Source organism: Vibrio profundi (genome assembly GCF_043642225.1).
Lineage (GTDB): Bacteria > Pseudomonadota > Gammaproteobacteria > Enterobacterales > Vibrionaceae > Vibrio > Vibrio profundi_A.
This window is the reverse complement of sequence record NZ_JBHZSF010000001.1, coordinates 352,540-370,731: the sequence shown is the minus strand read 5'-3', so window position 1 is coordinate 370,731 and position 18,192 is coordinate 352,540. Positions and strand designations below refer to the sequence as shown.

General features: G+C 43.3%; 14 protein-coding genes. 8 read left to right on the top strand and 6 right to left on the bottom strand.

The window, feature by feature from the left end:
• Window positions 1–184 precede the first annotated feature (184 nt).
• Window positions 185–2,035 carry an ABC transporter ATP-binding protein gene (locus tag ACHUFI_RS01745; RefSeq protein ID WP_394246471.1) on the bottom strand — a complete coding sequence of 617 codons (1,851 nt, stop codon included), beginning with the start codon at window positions 2,033–2,035 and terminating at the stop codon, window positions 185–187.
• 447 nt (window positions 2,036–2,482) lie between these two features.
• Between ACHUFI_RS01745 and ACHUFI_RS01740 the strand changes: the two genes are divergently transcribed.
• Complete coding sequence (locus ACHUFI_RS01740; protein ID WP_394246470.1) at window positions 2,483–3,457, top strand: arginine deiminase-related protein; 975 nt, start codon at window positions 2,483–2,485, stop codon at window positions 3,455–3,457.
• A 168-nt stretch (window positions 3,458–3,625) separates the two neighbouring features.
• A complete protein-coding gene (locus ACHUFI_RS01735) occupies window positions 3,626–4,015 on the top strand; it encodes an ASCH domain-containing protein (RefSeq protein ID WP_394246469.1) in 390 nt (129 codons plus the stop codon).
• 17 nt (window positions 4,016–4,032) lie between these two features.
• Here ACHUFI_RS01735 and ACHUFI_RS01730 read toward each other — a convergent pair whose 3' ends face one another.
• Window positions 4,033–4,911: a LysR family transcriptional regulator gene (locus ACHUFI_RS01730; RefSeq protein ID WP_394246468.1), complete on the bottom strand. Its 879-nt coding sequence runs from the start codon at window positions 4,909–4,911 to the stop codon at window positions 4,033–4,035.
• Window positions 4,912–5,014: 103 nt separating this feature from the next.
• On the opposite strand from ACHUFI_RS01730, the gene ACHUFI_RS01725 reads away from it, so the two are divergent.
• The 3 genes from ACHUFI_RS01725 (at window position 5,015) to ACHUFI_RS01715 (ending at window position 6,837) form a co-directional block, all read left to right on the top strand.
• Window positions 5,015–5,335: a putative quinol monooxygenase gene (locus ACHUFI_RS01725; protein WP_394246466.1), complete on the top strand. Its 321-nt coding sequence runs from the start codon at window positions 5,015–5,017 to the stop codon at window positions 5,333–5,335.
• Entirely contained in the window at window positions 5,332–6,309 is a 978-nt protein-coding gene (locus ACHUFI_RS01720; protein WP_394246464.1) for a Gfo/Idh/MocA family protein, read from the top strand. The genes ACHUFI_RS01725 and ACHUFI_RS01720 overlap by 4 nt, the downstream gene beginning before the upstream one ends.
• Window positions 6,310–6,423: 114 nt before the next feature.
• The gene (locus tag ACHUFI_RS01715) at window positions 6,424–6,837 is read left to right on the top strand and encodes a nucleotide triphosphate diphosphatase NUDT15 (protein ID WP_394246463.1); all 414 of its coding nucleotides are present in this window, start codon (window positions 6,424–6,426) and stop codon (window positions 6,835–6,837) included.
• A 92-nt stretch (window positions 6,838–6,929) separates the two neighbouring features.
• Here ACHUFI_RS01715 and ACHUFI_RS01710 read toward each other — a convergent pair whose 3' ends face one another.
• Window positions 6,930–9,428 carry a putative bifunctional diguanylate cyclase/phosphodiesterase gene (locus ACHUFI_RS01710; RefSeq protein WP_394246462.1) on the bottom strand — a complete coding sequence of 833 codons (2,499 nt, stop codon included), beginning with the start codon at window positions 9,426–9,428 and terminating at the stop codon, window positions 6,930–6,932.
• Window positions 9,425–10,540: a substrate-binding domain-containing protein gene (locus ACHUFI_RS01705; protein ID WP_394246460.1), complete on the bottom strand. Its 1,116-nt coding sequence runs from the start codon at window positions 10,538–10,540 to the stop codon at window positions 9,425–9,427. The genes ACHUFI_RS01710 and ACHUFI_RS01705 overlap by 4 nt, the downstream gene beginning before the upstream one ends.
• Before the next feature lie 81 nt (window positions 10,541–10,621).
• Between ACHUFI_RS01705 and ACHUFI_RS01700 the strand changes: the two genes are divergently transcribed.
• Entirely contained in the window at window positions 10,622–11,716 is a 1,095-nt protein-coding gene (locus tag ACHUFI_RS01700) for a substrate-binding domain-containing protein (protein WP_394246459.1), read from the top strand.
• 102 nt (window positions 11,717–11,818) lie between these two features.
• On the opposite strand, the gene ACHUFI_RS01695 is transcribed toward ACHUFI_RS01700, so the two are convergent.
• Window positions 11,819–13,654 carry an alkyl sulfatase dimerization domain-containing protein gene (locus ACHUFI_RS01695; RefSeq protein WP_394246458.1) on the bottom strand — a complete coding sequence of 612 codons (1,836 nt, stop codon included), beginning with the start codon at window positions 13,652–13,654 and terminating at the stop codon, window positions 11,819–11,821.
• Window positions 13,655–14,048: 394 nt separating this feature from the next.
• Between ACHUFI_RS01695 and ACHUFI_RS01690 the strand changes: the two genes are divergently transcribed.
• A complete protein-coding gene (locus tag ACHUFI_RS01690; RefSeq protein ID WP_394246456.1) occupies window positions 14,049–15,092 on the top strand; it encodes an alpha/beta hydrolase in 1,044 nt (347 codons plus the stop codon).
• Between the two features lie 215 nt (window positions 15,093–15,307).
• Window positions 15,308–17,119 carry a mechanosensitive ion channel family protein gene (locus tag ACHUFI_RS01685; RefSeq protein WP_394246455.1) on the top strand — a complete coding sequence of 604 codons (1,812 nt, stop codon included), beginning with the start codon at window positions 15,308–15,310 and terminating at the stop codon, window positions 17,117–17,119.
• Here the strand turns inward: ACHUFI_RS01685 and ACHUFI_RS01680 are convergent.
• Window positions 17,112–18,065 (bottom strand): LysR family transcriptional regulator, encoded by a 954-nt coding sequence (locus ACHUFI_RS01680; RefSeq protein WP_394246453.1) that lies wholly within the window; start codon window positions 18,063–18,065, stop codon window positions 17,112–17,114. The two genes, ACHUFI_RS01685 and ACHUFI_RS01680, sit on opposite strands and share 8 nt — an antisense overlap.
• Window positions 18,066–18,192 lie beyond the last annotated feature (127 nt).

The window sequence follows — 18,192 nt, the reverse complement described above, 5'->3', positions numbered from 1 at the left end:
AGAGGGGGAAGATAAAAGAAAGGCTAGCTTCCCCCCGAAGTCTAGCCTTATTCCAGAACGCGCAAGCGAGGCGTCTTGGTTCTGTTGGCTAATATACCATTATCGTATAACAGTCTGTTGGTGTAACTGGTGATATATCCAACAATTTGTGTGATGTTAGTCGAAAACTACACTATAAAGGTTACTATGCTGACTTTTCTTGCTCTAGCTCATCGCCGATGAAACCACCGGTTTGATGTGCCCAAAGCTGAGCATAAATACCTTGCTGATCGATCAATTCTTGATGGCTACCTTGTTCAACAATGTTGCCTTTATCGAGAACGATTAATCGGTCCATTGCTGCAATTGTAGACAATCGGTGAGCAATCGCAATTACGGTTTTGCCTTCCATCAGCTCAATTAAGCTTTCTTGAATCGCCGCTTCGACTTCAGAATCTAGAGCGGAAGTGGCTTCATCCAATACTAGAAGTGGCGCATCTTTGAGTAGCACGCGAGAAATCGCGATACGCTGACGTTGCCCACCCGACAGTTTAACCCCTCTCTCACCAACTTGAGCATCGTAGCCTACGTTACCAAATGGGTCGGTGAGGGTTTCGATAAACTCATGCGCATGGGCTTGCTTTGTCGCAGCGTAAAGCCTCTCATCACTGGCTTCAGGGTTACCATAAAGAATGTTGTCTTTGATGGAACGGTGAAGCAGTGACGTGTCTTGAGTCACCATACCAATATTACTACGTAGTGAATCTTGTGTTACGTCAGAAATCACTTGGTCATCGATACGGATTTCCCCACCTTCCACATCGTGGAAACGCAGTAGCAAATTCACTAAGGTGGATTTACCGGCACCAGAGCGCCCGACCAATCCAACTTTTTCACCTGGTTTGATATTTAGGTTTAAGTTGTTGATGACGCCTTTGTTTTCACTATAGTTAAACGTGACGTTATCAAATGTAATACCACCGTGAGATACCGCTAGCGGTTTAGCTTGGGGCTTGTCTTCGATATCAATAGGCTTAGACAGCGTTTTCATACCATCGATAACCGTACCCATGTTTTCGAACAGACCACCAATTTCCCACATGATCCACTTAGACATGCCGTTAATACGCAAGGCTAAGCTGATCGCGATCGCAATTGCACCAACGCTGATAGCGCTGTCCATCCAAAGGGAAATAGAGATGGCCGCGATACTGAATACGAGGATGTAGTTGGCAAGTTCCACCCAGATATTAAAGCCTGTCACTAAACGCATTTGGCGATGAACCGTATCTAGGAAGCCTTCCATCCCTTCTTCTGCGTATTCCGTTTCACGCTTACTGTGTGAGAACAGCTTAACGGTCGCAATGTTGGTGTAGCTGTCTACGATTCGGCCAGTCATTAATGAACGCGCGTCGGCTTGTTCTGACGAAACGTCTTTTAGCTTCGGGACGTAGTACAACTGAATAGCGATATAGGCAAATAGCCAGATAAGCATCGGTGCCATTAAGCGCCAGTCTGCTTGTGCAAGCATAAACAAAATTGCCGTAAAGTAGACACAAACGTAGATGAAAACATCTACCATTTTCATCACGGTTTCACGGACAGCGAGTGAGGTCTGCATGACTTTGGTTGCCACTCGACCTGCAAAGTCATCTTGGTAGAAAGATAAGCTTTGCTTTAGCAAGTATCGGTGAGCCAACCAACGAATAGACATCGGGTAGTTGCCCAGCAGTGTCTGATGGATCAGCAAAGAGTAGCCGGCAATCATGATAGGCATGATCACTAGCAAAAGGACGCTGAGCCCAATTAACGTAGATTTGTTGTCTTCAAAAAACGTTTCAGGATTACTGGTCGATAGCCAATCGACAAGCTGTCCCATGAAGCCAAACAGTGATACTTCAATGATCGCAATGGTCATGCTCAAGATCGCGAGAACGATCAGAGGTTTTTCAAAGCCTTTTGTGTAATGCCGGCAAAACGCCAATATGCCGTTAGGAGGTTGTATTGGCTCTTCTTTTGGAAAAGCTTCGGTGAAGCTTTCAAATTTCTTATACATAGATTTTCCTTAATAAACTCTAATATGATCAGAGTTTTACAGCCTTTATATTGTTTTTATTATGTATTTCTAAGATGAAAATACGATTCGTTGTTTTATGAATAATAGTGATGAACCTGAGTAAGCGTCAGGCAGTGATTAAATAGATGGTAGTAGGCCACGATAAGATAAATGGCAGTCTAAGTCGGACACACATAATCGTAACGCTAAATGGGATGAAATGTAACCAGTTACATAAGTTGAAATGTCTTGAATTTGCGAGATATTTTTCGTATTTGATCGGGTAAAAGCAGACTAATCTTCTAGCGCAGTAATTTTTACGGCAAATGATGCTTTGCTCAGTAAAAGTCGATGGTGTGAGCGGTGAATTTCTCTCTAATTCAGTGAAATTTCGTGTAACAACTTGTTTACAATCCTCAACAGTAACGTGATAGGGAAAGTAATGAGATGTTAAACCTACATAAGAAACCACTGCATACTTCTAGTGTTCAAAACGCAAATTGCGTAGTTATGGTGCCGCCGAAAGAGTTTCGTTACAACGAAGAAACCGCGCGCGATAATGAATTTCAAAACCAAGTGAATTTGACTCAAGAGCAAGTAAAAGAGCAAACCATGTCTGAATTTAAGGCGATGGTGAAATCTTTGCGCAAAGAAGGTGTGCAAGTTGTAGAGTTTGATTATCCAGAATCTGACGTATCAACGCCTGATGCTGTGTTCCCGAATAACTGGTTTAGCACCTGCGCTGATGGCAGCTTTTACACCTTTCCAATGGCGTGTGAGAACCGCCAACATGAGGTGAAACCGGACGCTCTAATCGGTGCACTTGAAGAATCAGGTCGTATTGTTGAGCAAACAGCATCTCTAGAAAATTACTTGTCTCAAGGTTCTTACCTTGAGAGTACTGGTGTCATGGTTATCGACCACGTTAACAAAACGATTTATGCGGCGTTATCTCAGCGCTGTGATCGTGAAGTATTAGAAGATTACGCGAAGCAAATCGGCTACTCACGTGTGGTCTCTTTTCAAACGGCTCTGCCTTCAGGCTCTCCGATTTATCATACCAATGTGATGATGGCGATTGGTGAAAATTTCTGCGTGATATGCGATGAAGTGATCCCTGAATTTGAACGACGTTTCGTAGTGAAAGCGTTGGCAAAAGATAAGCAGGTTATTTCTATTTCACTGGATCAGATGAATCGTTTCTGTGGCAACATTCTGCAATTGGAGACGGTGAATGGTGACAAGGTGATCGCCATGTCGCAGTCTGCTTATGATGCGTTTTCTCCAGCTCAACGTACGCAATTGTCGACGCATGGTAAGTTGCTTCCGTTCAATGTGAAAACCATTGAAGACATCGGCGGTGGTTCAGTGCGATGCATGCTAGGCGAAGTGTTTTTGCCTTCAAGAGCGAATAATCTGTAATCGAGCACATAACATTAGGTTAATTTTGAAATGCCACTTTCTTATTGAAGTGGCATTTTTTGTTGGTTTTCATTGGTAGCCAACAGTTTTGATTGATTCTATTGCTCGGTGGAAGTAACTCTTGTCATACTAGCGGCTTCAACCCCAGATTAACGATAATGACACATCATGAATGTTCACCCTCTAGAAATATACCGCGGCCCACTTGAAGCGATTCGTGCGGGTTCAAAGAAAGTTGAGATCAGAACCAACAACAGCTACGAAGCGATTCGATATGATGAGCTGGCAGTTGGAGATAGAATTTCATTCCAAGTCATTTCTGGTCCTCCCTTTATAGGGCTAGACGTGATCGATCCAAACGCACTCACGGCTGAAGTCGTGGCAGTAAGGCAATACACAGATCCAAAAGCGTTGTTGTTAGGCGAAGGAATGGAAGTGCTATCTACGTTGTGTGAAACGATAGATGAAGGCATCGATCTACTTTATAGTTTTCATGAATACAAAGAAATGATCCCAGTGCACGGTATTTTTGCTATTGAGATAAAAGTTCTCGACTAGAGCCGTTACTTGGCGGCTTAGCCGGAAATATTCTCAACCAGATAGTCGACAAGCGTCCGAGTTTTAAGCGAAAGGGCGCGGCTTCTAAAGAGCAGATAGATAGGCTTAGGTTGCGGCTCAAACTCTTTTAAAATCGTAACCAGGTGGCCCTGTTGGAGTTCTTTTTCCACTAGCATTTGTGGCTGAAGAATGATCCCAGCGCCTTCCAAAGCCGCGGCTTTCAATACATGTCCGTTATTGGACGCCAATCGAGTTTTATTTCTATTGAAGGCATCGGTGTCGAGCTTGAGGCTTTGCATTGTTTGCCCTTGGCTAAATACAAACCCAAGGCATGCATGGTGCTTCAAATCTTCTAAATTATTCACCGAGTGGCTATTCGCGAGGTAACTTGGCGAAGCGCAAAACTGAACTCTGTATTCACCTAGCTTTCGCGCGATCAAAGCAGAGTCATGCAGTTCGCCAATTCTAATCAGGATGTCAGCGTCAGACGATAATGGGTCGATAATTGAATTGTCGACCGTCATTTCTATGTCTAACTGAGGATAGCTTTGTAAGAATTTAGCGATCAGCGGCGCCAACCATTCACTGCCAAGTGTCACTGGGCAGTTTATCTTTATCGTTCCCATCGGCGTATTTTCAAGCGTTTGGATACGATTTTCAGCCAGCGATATGTCGCTAATAATCCGCTTACATTCTGCAAGATAAACTCGGCCACTTTCAGTTAATGATTGCTTGCGGGTCGTTCTATTTAATAAACGTGTTTCTAGTGACGTTTCTAAAAACTGAATGTGTTTGCCAATCATGGTAGCAGATAGATCAAAATGATTGGCTGCACTACGAAAGCTGCCATTTTCCGCGACATAGATAAAAACCTGCATGCTTTTCAGTTTGTCCATTAACAACTCATAGTTTATTAAGAATGAATTAAAGCCTAGTTTATCTAATGTTAGGTGATAATTATATTGGTGCTTTCCATAAGTGATTCATAGACGGCGATAGATGAGAAATCAGCAAAGTAGACTTTCTGTAACCGCAGAGATTCAAATTAAAGATAACGTAACGCTAGAGGATGGGTTGCTCGAAATACAGCAGTTCTGTATCGATATGAACAGTGAAGAGGGCTGTCTATTAGCCATCGCACATCAAGATACTGAAAACCCACGTAAGATTAAGCTTTGGGAAATCTACAAAGATGCGGCAGCGTTTCAAGCGCATTTTGAGTCTGCACATACGCAAGCATTCTTTGCTAAAGGGATAACTTCGCTCAACTGGGCGAATGAGTCTTACCCATTAGCAATAACGGAAGGAGTGGACAAATGAACTGGGCCATCATAGGAACGAGCTTTATTTCAGATGTGATGGCAGAAGCCATCAAAGGAGACAAAGGCAGTCAGTTGTATGCTGTAAGTGGTCGTTCGGAAAAGAACTTGCGTGCTTTTGCGCTCAAACATAACCCTCGAAAGACTTATTCAGATTACCACGCGCTTATCCAAGATCCTGACGTCGACATGGTCTACATTGCGCTGCCTAATCACCTGCATCATGAATATATTCTGAAGGCTGCAGAAGCGGGGAAGGCCATTCTTTGTGAAAAGTCATTGTCTATTGATATGGAAAAAACCAAGCTGTCATTAGAAGCTGTCAACAAGCACGATGTGTTTTTTGCAGAAGGGCTGATGTATCTCTGTCATCCAGTTATCGAGCAGGCATTAGCGGTGCTGCGTTCAGGGAAGATTGGCGAGATTAAGAATATTCAGGCGTCATATGTGGCGGATATCGCGCAGTTTGTTAATCCCGATAGTAAGGGGGCACTGTACAACTTGGGTTGCTACCCGATGTCGTTGGCGTATTTAGTGTTGAGCGAGTCACTTACTCAGGAAGAGCTGATGGACTTTGAGGTCTCAGCTTTCGGCACAAGAGGAAATGATGGCAACATATGTGAGTCTAGTGCGTCATTTTGCTTCTCTAAGAAGGTGAATGCGCAGCTTCATACTGCGGAAACCTACGGGCTTAAGCATGGCTTTACGATACTAGGTTCAAAAGGGCGCTTAACATTTAACACGAACCCTTGGCTTCCTGCTGAAAGCAATGAACTAGAAGTCGAAATCTACGAATCTGATAGCGAACGCATCCGTATAGCAGCGGACGGAGACGCGTTCTTTTATCAAGTACGAGCGGTGCGGGACGCTTTTGAACGTGGTGAAACATCATTGCAATGGCCGAAAGCGACCCATGACCTATCAGAGCATGTCATGAAGTTGCTAACGGAATGGGAAGCTGAGACCAAAGCATAAAACGCACTCAAACTTTTATAAAATGTGTGATGTGTCCGAATATAGATATCGTGTTCACGGCGAGTTTCTTTTAGACTCCTATTCTAAATTATTGAATGTAATAGGATAATTAGGATGATCAACGAAGTTCGTGTCGGGGTTGGCGTGATAATAGTGAGAGGCAATCGCGTATTACTGGGTGAACGGATCGGTTCTCATGGCGCGAATACATGGGCGACGCCTGGCGGACACCTCGAAGTTGGAGAAAGCATTGAAGAGTGCGCTCAGCGAGAAACCTTAGAAGAAACCGGCCTAGAGATCAGCAACGTCAGAAAGTTTACTTTCACTAACGACATTTTCAATCAGGAAGGAAAACACTACATCACGCTATTCGTGGTTGCTGAGTGCGAGAGTGGGGAAGCCAGTGTTACTGAGCCAAATAAGTGTAAACAATGGCAATGGTTTGAATGGGATTCCTTGCCTCAGCCTTTATTCCTCCCTTTGATTAATCTTTTAAAATCACACCCGACAACCGACCTTCCTGCTTAACAGGCGTGACATCTTATTCAAATATTGCTCGACGTTTGTATAAGCGAAGCCTGATAAGTGACGTTCTTATCAGGCTTGGATCGCCGCGAGTGCTAAATAATGTAATTGGTCTGTATATCGTTAGGGTTGATTGCGCGTTGCTTGTCGTCTGATAAGTAATTGATCCAACTTTCAACAGGTAAGGGTTTGGCAAAGAAATAGCCCTGTGCGTACTGGCAGCCAATTTGACGAAGCGTGTCCACATGGTTTACCGTTTCCACGCCCTCAGCAATAACCGTGAAATCAAGGATTTGTGCCAGTTTCAGTACTGCATTGGTGATTTCATAGTCAACTTTTGAAGAGTTAACCTCTTGAATGAAGCTTCGGTCTAACTTGATGCAATCTGTTGATAAGTTCTTCAATACCGACAGTGACGAATAACCCGTCCCGAAGTCATCAATGGCAATTTTGTAGCCTTTAGCATGCAGGGTTTCGATTGTTCTGACGCAGGTTTCAAAATCGCGCATCATGTCGCGTTCCGTAATTTCGAGCATTATCTGACTTGGCTGACAGTGTGTTTGATCCAAAATCGTTTGGAGTTGCTCGGCCAAATCCATCATGTAGAACATTCGAGCTGAAAAATTGACCGAAAAGACCACGCCTTGGAGATCAATACCAGCTTGCTGCCAATCAGTGATCAAGGTGGCGACTTTTCTAAATACCCACTTATCGATGTCAATAATTAGGTCGGTCTTTTCTGCAACCTCAAGGAATTCAGCGGGTGGCAATAAACCCAGTTTTGGGTGTTGCCAACGAATTAAGGCTTCTGCTCCAACGGTTTTTTTCGTGTCTAGGTTTACTTTTGGCTGGAAGAAAACGACTAACTCTTCGTTAGCCATTGCCTGGTGAAGCCCCATGTTAGTTTCGATCAAATCGGTCACTTCATGGGTCATCTTATCGGCATACACTCGGTACTGATCTCGTCCATTGCGCTTTGCTTGATACATTGCAGTATCGGCATTTCGGATTAATGTTTCTCCATCTTTACCGTGCAGTGGGAATTCACACACACCAATACTTGCCGAGACAAAGATAGAGTTATTATCAATGTAATAAGGCTTTCTCAGGGCTTTATTTATCCGCTCTGCAAGACGTTGGCCTTCCTCTAAATCGATGCCAGACATGAAAATCATAAACTCATCACCACCCATTCTAGCGACGAAACCAGAGCTTCCGAGCAGTTGTCTGAGTATTTGCGATATGTTGACCAATAGGTTGTCGCCTGAGGCATGGCCTAGTGAATCGTTGATGGTTTTGAACTCATCGATATCCAGATAAAATAGTAAGAAAGAAGACCCTTCTTTCGTGGAATGCCTTATCTTTTCATTTAAGCTTTTGGTGGCAAGCAGTCGGTTTGCGAGCCCTGTGAGAGGATCATGGTGAGCTAAGAAATCGAAATTCTTCTTCTCCTCATTGAGTTCTAAGTAAGCTTCAGATAAGCGCGAAGCCATATTGTTATAGGCATTTTCCAAATGAGACCAGTCATCGCTCCGACCGAGGTCAATCGGAGTTTTGATACCGTCAGACTCCAAGCGGTCAAAACCATTTCTTAAATCATCCAGTGGTCGTCGAATATGGCGCTTTACAACTAAGTTGATCATCAAAAACGAGAGCAAAAACGCTGAAATACTGATCGCAAAGGCGTTCGCTCTTGATTTACCTATTTCTTGCTCCAATTGCTGGGTTAATTCCAAGGCTTGAGACTGAACGCGGGACTCGGTTTCCTCGACCATTTCCAATAGCTCAGCTTGCGCTGTCACGAGTGAATCCATGACTAACCATCGTTGATCTAGGTTGGCTCTAATTCGTCGTAAGGCGGCGTTATAGCGTTTGACGGTGCGTTTTATGTTATTTTTTTGTATGACAACGGCTTCGGAATCAATGTCTACGTTTTCAAGGTGTAACAAGAAAATATCGAGCTCTTTTTCAACTTCAATCAGCAGTACCTTTTCGGTTTCTGGCGTGATACGACTATGGATATTACTGACCAGTTTTCCTGAAGTAAGGAATGCCTCTCTTAGCATGTTGAATAAGTCTAGCTCATCGTTATGAGGCGCTTTATTTGAGTTACTTAGACGCGCGAGCTTACTATCGGCAATCGTAAACTCTAATTCGTCGATTTGATCGGCTAGCTTATTATCAATGATTCGCGTTTGTTTAAGAATTCGGTTTAATGCAAGAGAACTGCCTAAAAATCGATGGAAATTATCAATAAATGAATCGATCTTCGACGAAAAAACTTGGTTAGTTGATAAGTCCCGTAGACGTTGAAGTTGCAAATCTATGTTGAACGCTTCTTCTGAGAGCGTAGTTTCACTGAAAAGAAATGTTTGTTCGAGTAGCTTTACGCGAGAGGTTAGCGCAAAGACTCGTCGGCTGATCTCAGAATTGACGATGAGCTCAGACATGTGAGTTGAAGTCTCTGTTTTCAGAGTGGATTCTACGTAAAACATCGAGCGGATGACCAACAACACCGCCAAACTAACGATCAATAGCGATAGCAAATTGGTCATCAGAAGACGCTGTGTAATGCTTATTTGATTCAGTTTCATTCTGGCTTCCAAATGTTCAAATAGGCTTGGCGGTAGCCATTTTGTGGGTCATAAATGCCAGTCCCTTTCTGGCTAACGAGGTCGGCCACATTATCAGGTGTCACTAAGTGGACAGGTGCCGAGTAACCACTAGGGGGCTGATTATTGAAAGCTCGATTTAACTCGTCGATGATTTGCCAACCTTGTAAATACAAAGGCTCAGGAACGGTGGCGAGTTGAAACTTGTTACTGTCGATACGCTTGTAGGCGGCTTCACTGCCATCGCCAGCAGAAATGTTTTGAGGCACGACCTGATGTTGCTCTTGATTGGACTCCAAAGACGGGATTGCATAGTCGATATACAGATCGTTTATCGCCAAGATATGGGTAATGTCATTACCGTAACTTGCCCACAATTGCTCCAAGGTTCTTGGCATTTCTTCGGCGATTTTATCCAATGGTAGAGGTTTTAGTTCTAATACTTCGCAACTATTACAGCGTTTAATGGTGTCTACCATCGTATTGGCTTTGATGGTCGCGATTTTGTAGTTGGGGTCGGTGAATACCAATGTTTTTGCTTTGCCACCGGAGTTGACGATGGCCAGTAATGCAGCGACTTCAGCAACAGCCAGTGGGTCGGTTGTAATGTTCATATACAAGCCAATATCAGGATTGCCTCCGGCCAGCTCGGTAGCGTGCCAACCTATCACTACAATTCCTAAGCTTTCTGCAAGCTTTAAAACTTCTTTATGACGCTGTGCATCAATGCCCCCAAGAATGATGGCATCGGGAGAGAACCCAATCGCTTTGCGAATTGACGCACCTTGCCTGACTTCAGAGCCAAGTCCATCGATAAACTTCAAATGCCAATCGAGGTTAGAGATCGCTTCGGACATGCCTTTTGCTACGCCATAAACGCCTCCATTTCTGAGATCCGATGCGACAAAGATGATGTGCTTTTCATGAACAATTTTGGGGCCATGAATTGGGCCATCCCACTCTTGGTTACTAGAAACAGCCTGATTCACCTTGTTTTTGGCATAGGTAAAAAAGTCATCGGAGCTGTTTGCAAAACTCAATGAGCAGCAAGCAGTAGCAAGCAATACGCTTGCGAAATTAAAAAGTCTATTCATAGTTTTTATAAAAAACTTTAGCTCATATTTTTTATATATTTATAATAATGTTAATACACAATCAAACATTTGGTAACAATTATGCCGCTACTGTTTTACAAACCGGCACTGTCTTTGGCGGTTTCTTCCTTGATTTCTCTTCCTTTTTTTAGTTCTGCAAGGGATAGCGTAGCGAATGTCGATATTGAGAAGTTACACCAGTTTCAAAAAACCGTGAGTGCAGAGGCTGACGCTCTAAAAGGAAATAAGGCGACCAAGCCAGTAAGAATTGCACTGATATACCCTAGTGCGGACATTTCCGATTTCTGGATTCGTAACTACACGGCAATGACCGAACGGTTGAACGCTTTGAATCTGCTGTTTGAAGTGGAAGAGTTTACCTCGAAGCAGATCGAACACTCGCTACAAACTCAGTATACCGATCGCGTGCTTGGTTCAGCGGATGACTATGACTTTGTTATCTTCGGCCCTTCAGAGCTCGACTTACAAGCCAATAATATTCAACGTTTATCAGCGGTTAGTGATTTCAAAACGTTTATTTGGGCATTTCATACCCCTAATTCTGGTTGGGAACATCAGCCTGACGGCTGGTTTGACTTTTCGAGTGAAATGGGTGCAGAAGTACTGTGTGATCACGTGGTGCGTCATCTTGGGAAAGAGATAGAATTTGCTGCGAATCGTGGTATCCCAGGTATCACTGACACTCAACGCTCTCAGGGGTTTATTGATTGTGTTGAAGAGAAGGGAGATTGGCTAACGGTTTATGAGCATTTTGGACAATACCAATCTTTGGGCGGCGCAGACGGGGTTCGTCTGGTGCTCGATAACTTTCCTGAAGTAAGCATGATACATAATGCGAATACCGCGATGACGATGGGCGCGGTAGAAGCCATAGGTAATGCTGGAAAAATGGATGACATTTACGTGACGGGTTGGGGGGGAACGGCTAAGGAAATCGAGAAAATACGTTCCGATGAATTAGACGCCACGCCTATGCGAATGAGCGATGACTTAGGAGTTGCCACGGCGGAAGCAATCAAATTCCATTTAGAAGGACGCGAAACGGATGTACCTCGTATCTACCTAGGGAGAATAACGGTGGTGCACAGTGAAATGGACGATGAGGAGTTAGAACAGTTGACTCGTGAAGCATTCCGATATTCTGGAGTTGAATAATTAGGGTGATTAAAGTGGTTCTTTGATTAACTGGCTTTTCAGCATTGAAAAGAACGCCCTAATAGGGCGTTCTTGATATTGGGAGGGCGAAACTCGTTACAGTCATTGAGAGGGTGAGACGAACTGAGTCCTTGATTCGTCAAGCTGATCAAATAGGCTTAAAAACGCCCTGACCGCCGTTTTGTTGTTTGCTTCGACATCAGTACTATCCAACATATCATCTAGATTTTTTTCTCCGACAAAATATTCGACCCAAGTACGTTTAGGTAGGCTGATTTCAAGCTCTGGTTGAAGCGCATAATCGGCTACGTTAGGCACAAACTCCGCAACCGTACTGCGAACATGTAATCCTGATGTAGGCCCATCAGCATCTGTGATTTTAATTGCCAGCATTTGGTTTTCACCATAGCTAGCTTTCGGATCCAGGCGCACTCGGAACTGGTTAATGAAAGTCTCTGATGGCATGTCTATGATAGAGTCTGCATCTGAGAAGACGACTGTCGGGATTTCGAGTTTCCCTTCTAAAGCAAGTGCTTTTGTGAGATACCAAGAGCGTGGGATGGTTGCTTCGGTTCTGTATCCCATTTCCCTAAGAGCGGTCGCTAACAGCTGTTTGGCGTCTCCATCGTCTGGCGCAACACGAACTAAGTATCCCCCTAGCTCAGCTGACCAAGCAAACTCGTTATTTGCGAGGGTTTTGCTTAGTTCTTTTTTCACCGCCTCAACGCCACCAAAGCCTTCTATGATCTTTCGGGCTTGCTGGTCCGGATCGATTCGGTTCAAGGTCTCTACTTCACCATTAAACCATCCAAGTGCGTATTGATAGATGTTTTTCGGGTAGTAAGAAAACTCACCATAGGTCATTTGATTATGTGGGAACTCAGCAAGATCTTTTGGTAGCTGAATTGAATAGCTTAACTCCTCGGGTGTTTGTCCTAATAGGATGCCACGAAGAGTTTGATCGTAGAGGTACATAATGCCATCGTAATAGCCATTCAAAACCATTTGAATATTCTCTTGACCACTAATGGGTTCAGCGTGCGTACCAATGAGATGCTCTGGGTTTAAATCTCGAATCAGCTTTATGCCTTTAGCCCACGCGGTCGGATCACGGTATACGGAACCTCTCAACGTGTAGAAATTGGGATACGTGGGCCACAAGTGATTGTTGAGCACAGTATTTGATTCAGGCAAGTGCACAATCACTTGGTCGTTAGAGTCACTGTCGAAGTCGGTATAAAATACCAATTCAACTCCATCAACTGTCATCTTTTCTTCATTTTCGACATGGGTGTTAACTGGCACAAACCCTTGCGTCTTTCCTACAGGTGTCGGAGATTTAGCATCCTGCCCTTCTTCGGGAAGAAGCACTGAAAATTGTTCATATGCTCGAGCGGTTAATGTCGGAGCTAATTCTGGGATTGCAGCGCCTAAGCCTCGACTTGATAATATATTCTTATTCAACTTTGGGTGCCCAATGACAGTAAGAGATCCATCGAAGGCCTGTTCTATCGCTTGTGTACCGAATACATAGTGTGAATGGCTATAAATAACGGTGTGGATAGGTTTGTTGCTAATGTTTTCTGATATTAACGCCATAATTTCGGTTGCTTCTTCGATGTCATCACCAGAGTCATAAAGGATGAGGCCAGTGTCGCCTTCGATGACGGTCTTATAACCAAAGTGGTAACCAGTTATCGCCCAAACCCTTTCTGCTATTTGTTTGATGTAGGCTTCTTCTGGCTGAGTCTGGGCAATATTTTCAATAACAGAGCTATTCACTATTCCACCGTTATCATATTGAGCATATACAACGTCTCCTTTGCTATAAATTTCTTGGTGAGTAGGAAGCACATTGCTGTTAGCAATAGCAAGGGAACTAAATGATGTCGTAATTAAGATTGCTTTTATTGGTGTTACGGTGGAATTAAATTTCATTTTTCATTTCCAATTTATTTAACAGTTAGAATAACTAATATTGATGAATAATAATTTATTCAGACCTATTCATGCGTGTAAATCTTATAGGGCATGACATAATTATTAACTTTACTTTCTAAATTAGCTGTTTAACCTGATTACTAATGTAAAAAAGAAAGCCAAATATCCGATAAATATTAAGGTTGGAGGTAGATACTTCATATTTACTCCTTACGTTCGTACTTTAATATCACATCAAAAATTACCTGTGGATAGGAATTAGAGAAATTCATAATTGATGGTAATACGCACACAAAATTGAATTTCTGTAATTCGTCGCTACGATTGTCTAGGGACGTAATAATAAGTTTTGTTAGCCGGTAACGGTCCTTAAATTACAACTGGAGTCATCATGAAATCGAAATTCTTACGTACTATCATCCCTACATTACTGCTAGGCCTATCAAGCACCACGGTTTTTGCGGATATGGTTATGAAAGAGCGAATGGTGCCAATGCCGGCAGGGGTTTCATCTGAGTTTGCTCAAATTTTGGAACACAGAGTGGTTCCAGCCTCAGTGTCTGTACCAACTAATAATGAAGAATGGTTAGCGCTTCAAACTCAATTTGATGCCTCAGGCATTGACGTAGCACATCAAGCGATGGAGCGCTTAGGGGTGACTTATGAAACAAAGCAATTTGCCGGTGTTGATACCTTTTTTGTTAGTCCGAAAAACATAGCTCCAGAATATAAAGATAAGTGGTTAGTTCACATTCACGGTGGTGCATTTGTATTTGGTGGAGGAGAGTCAGCGCTACGTGAAGCGGTGTGGGTAGCAAACGGGCTAGGAGCTCAAGTGATCTCGATTGATTACCGTCAACCACCATTACACCCATTCCCAGGGGCGTTGGAAGATACAGTTGCCGTCTGGAAAGAGCTGATTAAAACGCAGCCTGCAGAGTCAACTGCCATATTTGGTACTTCTGCTGGTGGTAACTTAACGCTTGCTACTGCTCTTAAACTTCAAGAGCTAGGAGTACCAATGCCTGGAGCCTTGTTTGCGGGGACTCCTGCCGTTGATATAAAAGAGACATCGGATTCTTGGGTAACGCTGCATGGCTTAGATCCACTTGGTCAGAGAGACGGGCTAGTTGACGCTGCTTTTAAACTTTATGCAGGAGAGCAACCACTGGATAATCCTATGATTTCACCTGTTTACGCGGAAATTGATGAGTTCCCGCCTACGATATTTATTTCGGGCACTCGTGATCTATTACTCAGCGATACGGTTCGAATGCATCGTCTATTACGCAGCGTGGACATAGAAACCGAGCTCCATATCTATGACGGACAATCTCATGCTGATTATTTGAGTGGACTTTTAGTTGATGTACCCGAATCAAACGATGCACTTAATGAATTAAGTAAGTTCTTTAATAAACATATAAACCACTAGTTATAAGGATGTGTAACTTACTTTCCGTTTATTCACAGGGATGTGCTTCTTCTATAGGAGACTGTGATGACCCAAGTGTTCACTTCACTTTTTAAATGTATTGCGACTTTATTGAGAGCTAATTACCACTATGCTCAGCACCAATCCGTATTAGACCATTCATACTCACTTACACCAATGTTAGATTTAAAGTTGTGTGATTGTGGGAGAAAGCCGTGATTCGAGCCTTATTAAAAACAGGGTTTGGGTTTTACTTGGCTATATTCAGTTCTCTAGCCTTGTCTAACCCAAACCCAAACCCAACATTATTCTTGTCGGATACATCTAGCCCTAGCCAGACTCTCGCCAGTTTCATGAGAGACTCAAGTATTGTTATTGAGCATTGGCAAAATGAAGCTTTGCACTTGAAAGAAGCACAGTATGCGTATTCGCAAGTGGTGCGAACCATGGATCTTTCTATGGTGCCTAATCGCAGCCGAACCGTCGTGGTGATGGAAAAAATCATTCTTCTTAGAGAGCTACTCGACCGAATCGAACAAGCGACTCATGAGCTTGCGCCTGATGTATATCAAGTGACAGACAAAGGTATTGAACACTGGCGTTTTGGAAATACAGAAATCGTAATATCTCGTCAAGCGGAAGGCGAAAGGAGTGATCAGTTCCTTTTTAGCTCAAGCACGATTCAAAGTTTGTCTCGTTGGTATCGCACGATGTCAGCGCTTCCTTATTATGCTCAAGAACGTCCAGATTATTATCAAGAGTTTTTGATTAGTCCTGGTCCACTGTTCTCTAAGCAATTTATTCTATCTTTTCCTAAATCATTCAATGAACTTCATGGCCCTTTGCCGATGTGGCAGTGGTTCGCGCTTGCAGGCATTCTGGTTGCGTGTCGAATGCTGATAAAAATTAGCTTCATACTAGGTGAACGTTGGAACCTTCGTTGGGAAAGCAGAGGGCTGAAATGGCAGGCAGGAAGGTTGTTTTCTCTTGTCGGTGTAGTGAATCTATTACTGCTTGCTAGGTGGATTATTGATGATGGAGTTTGGATTACTGGTGGGGTTTACCAGATATTTACAACCGCGTTTTTGTTTGCGCAGTTCTTTTTTGTTTCTTGGCTTATCATGGCGATTTTTAATTATTTCGCGGATATCTACGCTTTCAAAAAGCACAATGGCAAGCATGTTGACTCATCCTTAATTACGGTTCTTGCTCGTATTTTTGGTGGCCTGACTATCGTGATCTTAGGAATTTATGTCATTGAGTTCATGGGCTTTTCTATTTCTCCTATATTGGCAGGTTTAGGTGTCGGTGGTTTAGCAGTAGCGCTGGCGATTCGACCAATATTAGAAAACGTCATCAATGGTTTAACATTGTATGCGGATGGTGGGGTTAAGCTTGGTGAGTTTTGCCGATACGGAGATAAACTCGGCACCATAGAAAGCATAGGTTTACGATCTACGCGCGTGAGGACGTTAGAGCGATCTTTAATTACCATCCCCAATTCTGAGTTTGCCAATATGGAGATTGATAACTTAGAGCGACGTGACAAACGGCGTATGGATCATATTATTCGACTCCGTTCAGAGACGTCACTTGAACAGTTACGTGTGCTTATTGTGAATATTCGACGCTTATTATTGCAGCACCCGATGATTGAAGAGGATCCAGTGCGAGTTAGATTGATGGGAGTAGGAGAGTATTCTATTAATATCAATATGATGGCTTACATTAGTTGCCGAGACCATGAGGAGTTCATGGCGGTGCAAGAAGATATTCTGTTTTCAATGTTGACTCAGGTAGATGGTGTGGGTGCCAAGATTGCGCATTCTAACCAGTATCAGCTGTTCGATAAGGTATCGACCGATAACAAAGAGCAGAAACAGAAAGCAGAGCAGGTAGTTGCGCAGTGGCACGAAGAGCAATCGTTCCCGTTTCCGGACTTTAGTTATGAATATAAATACGAAATAAAAGACACCATTATGTATCCTGCAGTAACGTCTGCGGTTCGTCAGCCGGGGCCTACGTAGTCGGTTGGTCTGGATACAGCACTTCTGGTTGGACAAGATTGTCAAAGAAGTGTTGCATCGTTTGGTGCAAGAGTTGGTGGAGTGGGAAGCCCCGTTTAGATTGCAGGTAGCCCCCATCCACCACAATTTGTCGGAGTTCTTTAGGTAAGTTAGGCAGTGGGTAACACGCTAAGTCTGAATCGCCATCTGTCATATAACTGCTGCCAAAAGAGATCGAATCTGAGTGTTTAAGCTTGTTTCGCAACACAGTGATACTATGTGTTGAAAGTGCCATGTTTGCTTTGTAGCCTTTCGATTTATAGAGTTCTTCCACAGGGGTTCTTTTGGTATTGATGCCGTCGATCAGTATTCTGGTTATCGGTAAATGGTGAATGTCTTCCCACTTACTGCTTCTCATCAATACAGGGTGGTTTTTACGTGCGATGATACTTAATTTCACCTCGGTAAGTTTGTGTAGATAAACATCTTGTGGAAATGGAATTCCAGAAAGTTGTAATAAGTAATCCACTTGACCGTTCAGCATTTCAGCTAGGCTTTTGTCTTGCCAATACACTAACTTGAAGCTCGCGTTCGGCAGCACTTCTTGCAATGCCTCAAAAATACCATCTCCATACAGCTCCAGCAAAAAGATGTTCAAGGCAACGGTGATTTCACCCGTAAACTCTTTTGGTTCAAAGTTGTGGTAGGACTCGACCACCTTTATCACTGGGGAATACATCTCATCTGCAGCTTCAGCGAGTTTTTCTGCTAGTTCAGAAGGTTCAACACCGTGTGCTTTTCGAATGAAAAGCTGGTCACCAAAGGTTTCTCTTAATTTCGCCATACCTCGACTGACGCTAGTCTGCGATATACCTAGCTTATCGGCTGCGGCATGGGTGTTACGTGTTTCAACGACCGCTTTGAGTAACTTGAGTAGATTTAAGTCTAGATCTTGAAGTTTTTTCATTGGGTACCTTTGTAACGTGAAAACGTAAGTGTGAGTTAAGAATAAGGGATATTGCCCTTTATTCAATAGCTTGAATGGGATATACGCTTAAGAATAGCAAGGATTCGTACCGCATGATTGATGAAAC

Coding starts and splice junctions, on each gene's coding strand:
- ACHUFI_RS01715 (WP_394246463.1), top strand. CDS start 6,424: ATGATCAACGAAGTTCGTGTCGGGGTTGGCGTGATAATAGTGAGAGGC.
- ACHUFI_RS01700 (WP_394246459.1), top strand. CDS start 10,622: ATGCCGCTACTGTTTTACAAACCGGCACTGTCTTTGGCGGTTTCTTCC.
- ACHUFI_RS01730 (WP_394246468.1), bottom strand. CDS start 4,911: ATGGACAAACTGAAAAGCATGCAGGTTTTTATCTATGTCGCGGAAAAT.
- ACHUFI_RS01725 (WP_394246466.1), top strand. CDS start 5,015: ATGAGAAATCAGCAAAGTAGACTTTCTGTAACCGCAGAGATTCAAATT.
- ACHUFI_RS01690 (WP_394246456.1), top strand. CDS start 14,049: ATGAAATCGAAATTCTTACGTACTATCATCCCTACATTACTGCTAGGC.
- ACHUFI_RS01745 (WP_394246471.1), bottom strand. CDS start 2,035: ATGTATAAGAAATTTGAAAGCTTCACCGAAGCTTTTCCAAAAGAAGAG.
- ACHUFI_RS01710 (WP_394246462.1), bottom strand. CDS start 9,428: ATGAAACTGAATCAAATAAGCATTACACAGCGTCTTCTGATGACCAAT.
- ACHUFI_RS01680 (WP_394246453.1), bottom strand. CDS start 18,065: ATGAAAAAACTTCAAGATCTAGACTTAAATCTACTCAAGTTACTCAAA.
- ACHUFI_RS01740 (WP_394246470.1), top strand. CDS start 2,483: ATGTTAAACCTACATAAGAAACCACTGCATACTTCTAGTGTTCAAAAC.
- ACHUFI_RS01735 (WP_394246469.1), top strand. CDS start 3,626: ATGAATGTTCACCCTCTAGAAATATACCGCGGCCCACTTGAAGCGATT.
- ACHUFI_RS01720 (WP_394246464.1), top strand. CDS start 5,332: ATGAACTGGGCCATCATAGGAACGAGCTTTATTTCAGATGTGATGGCA.
- ACHUFI_RS01705 (WP_394246460.1), bottom strand. CDS start 10,540: ATGAATAGACTTTTTAATTTCGCAAGCGTATTGCTTGCTACTGCTTGC.
- ACHUFI_RS01695 (WP_394246458.1), bottom strand. CDS start 13,654: ATGAAATTTAATTCCACCGTAACACCAATAAAAGCAATCTTAATTACG.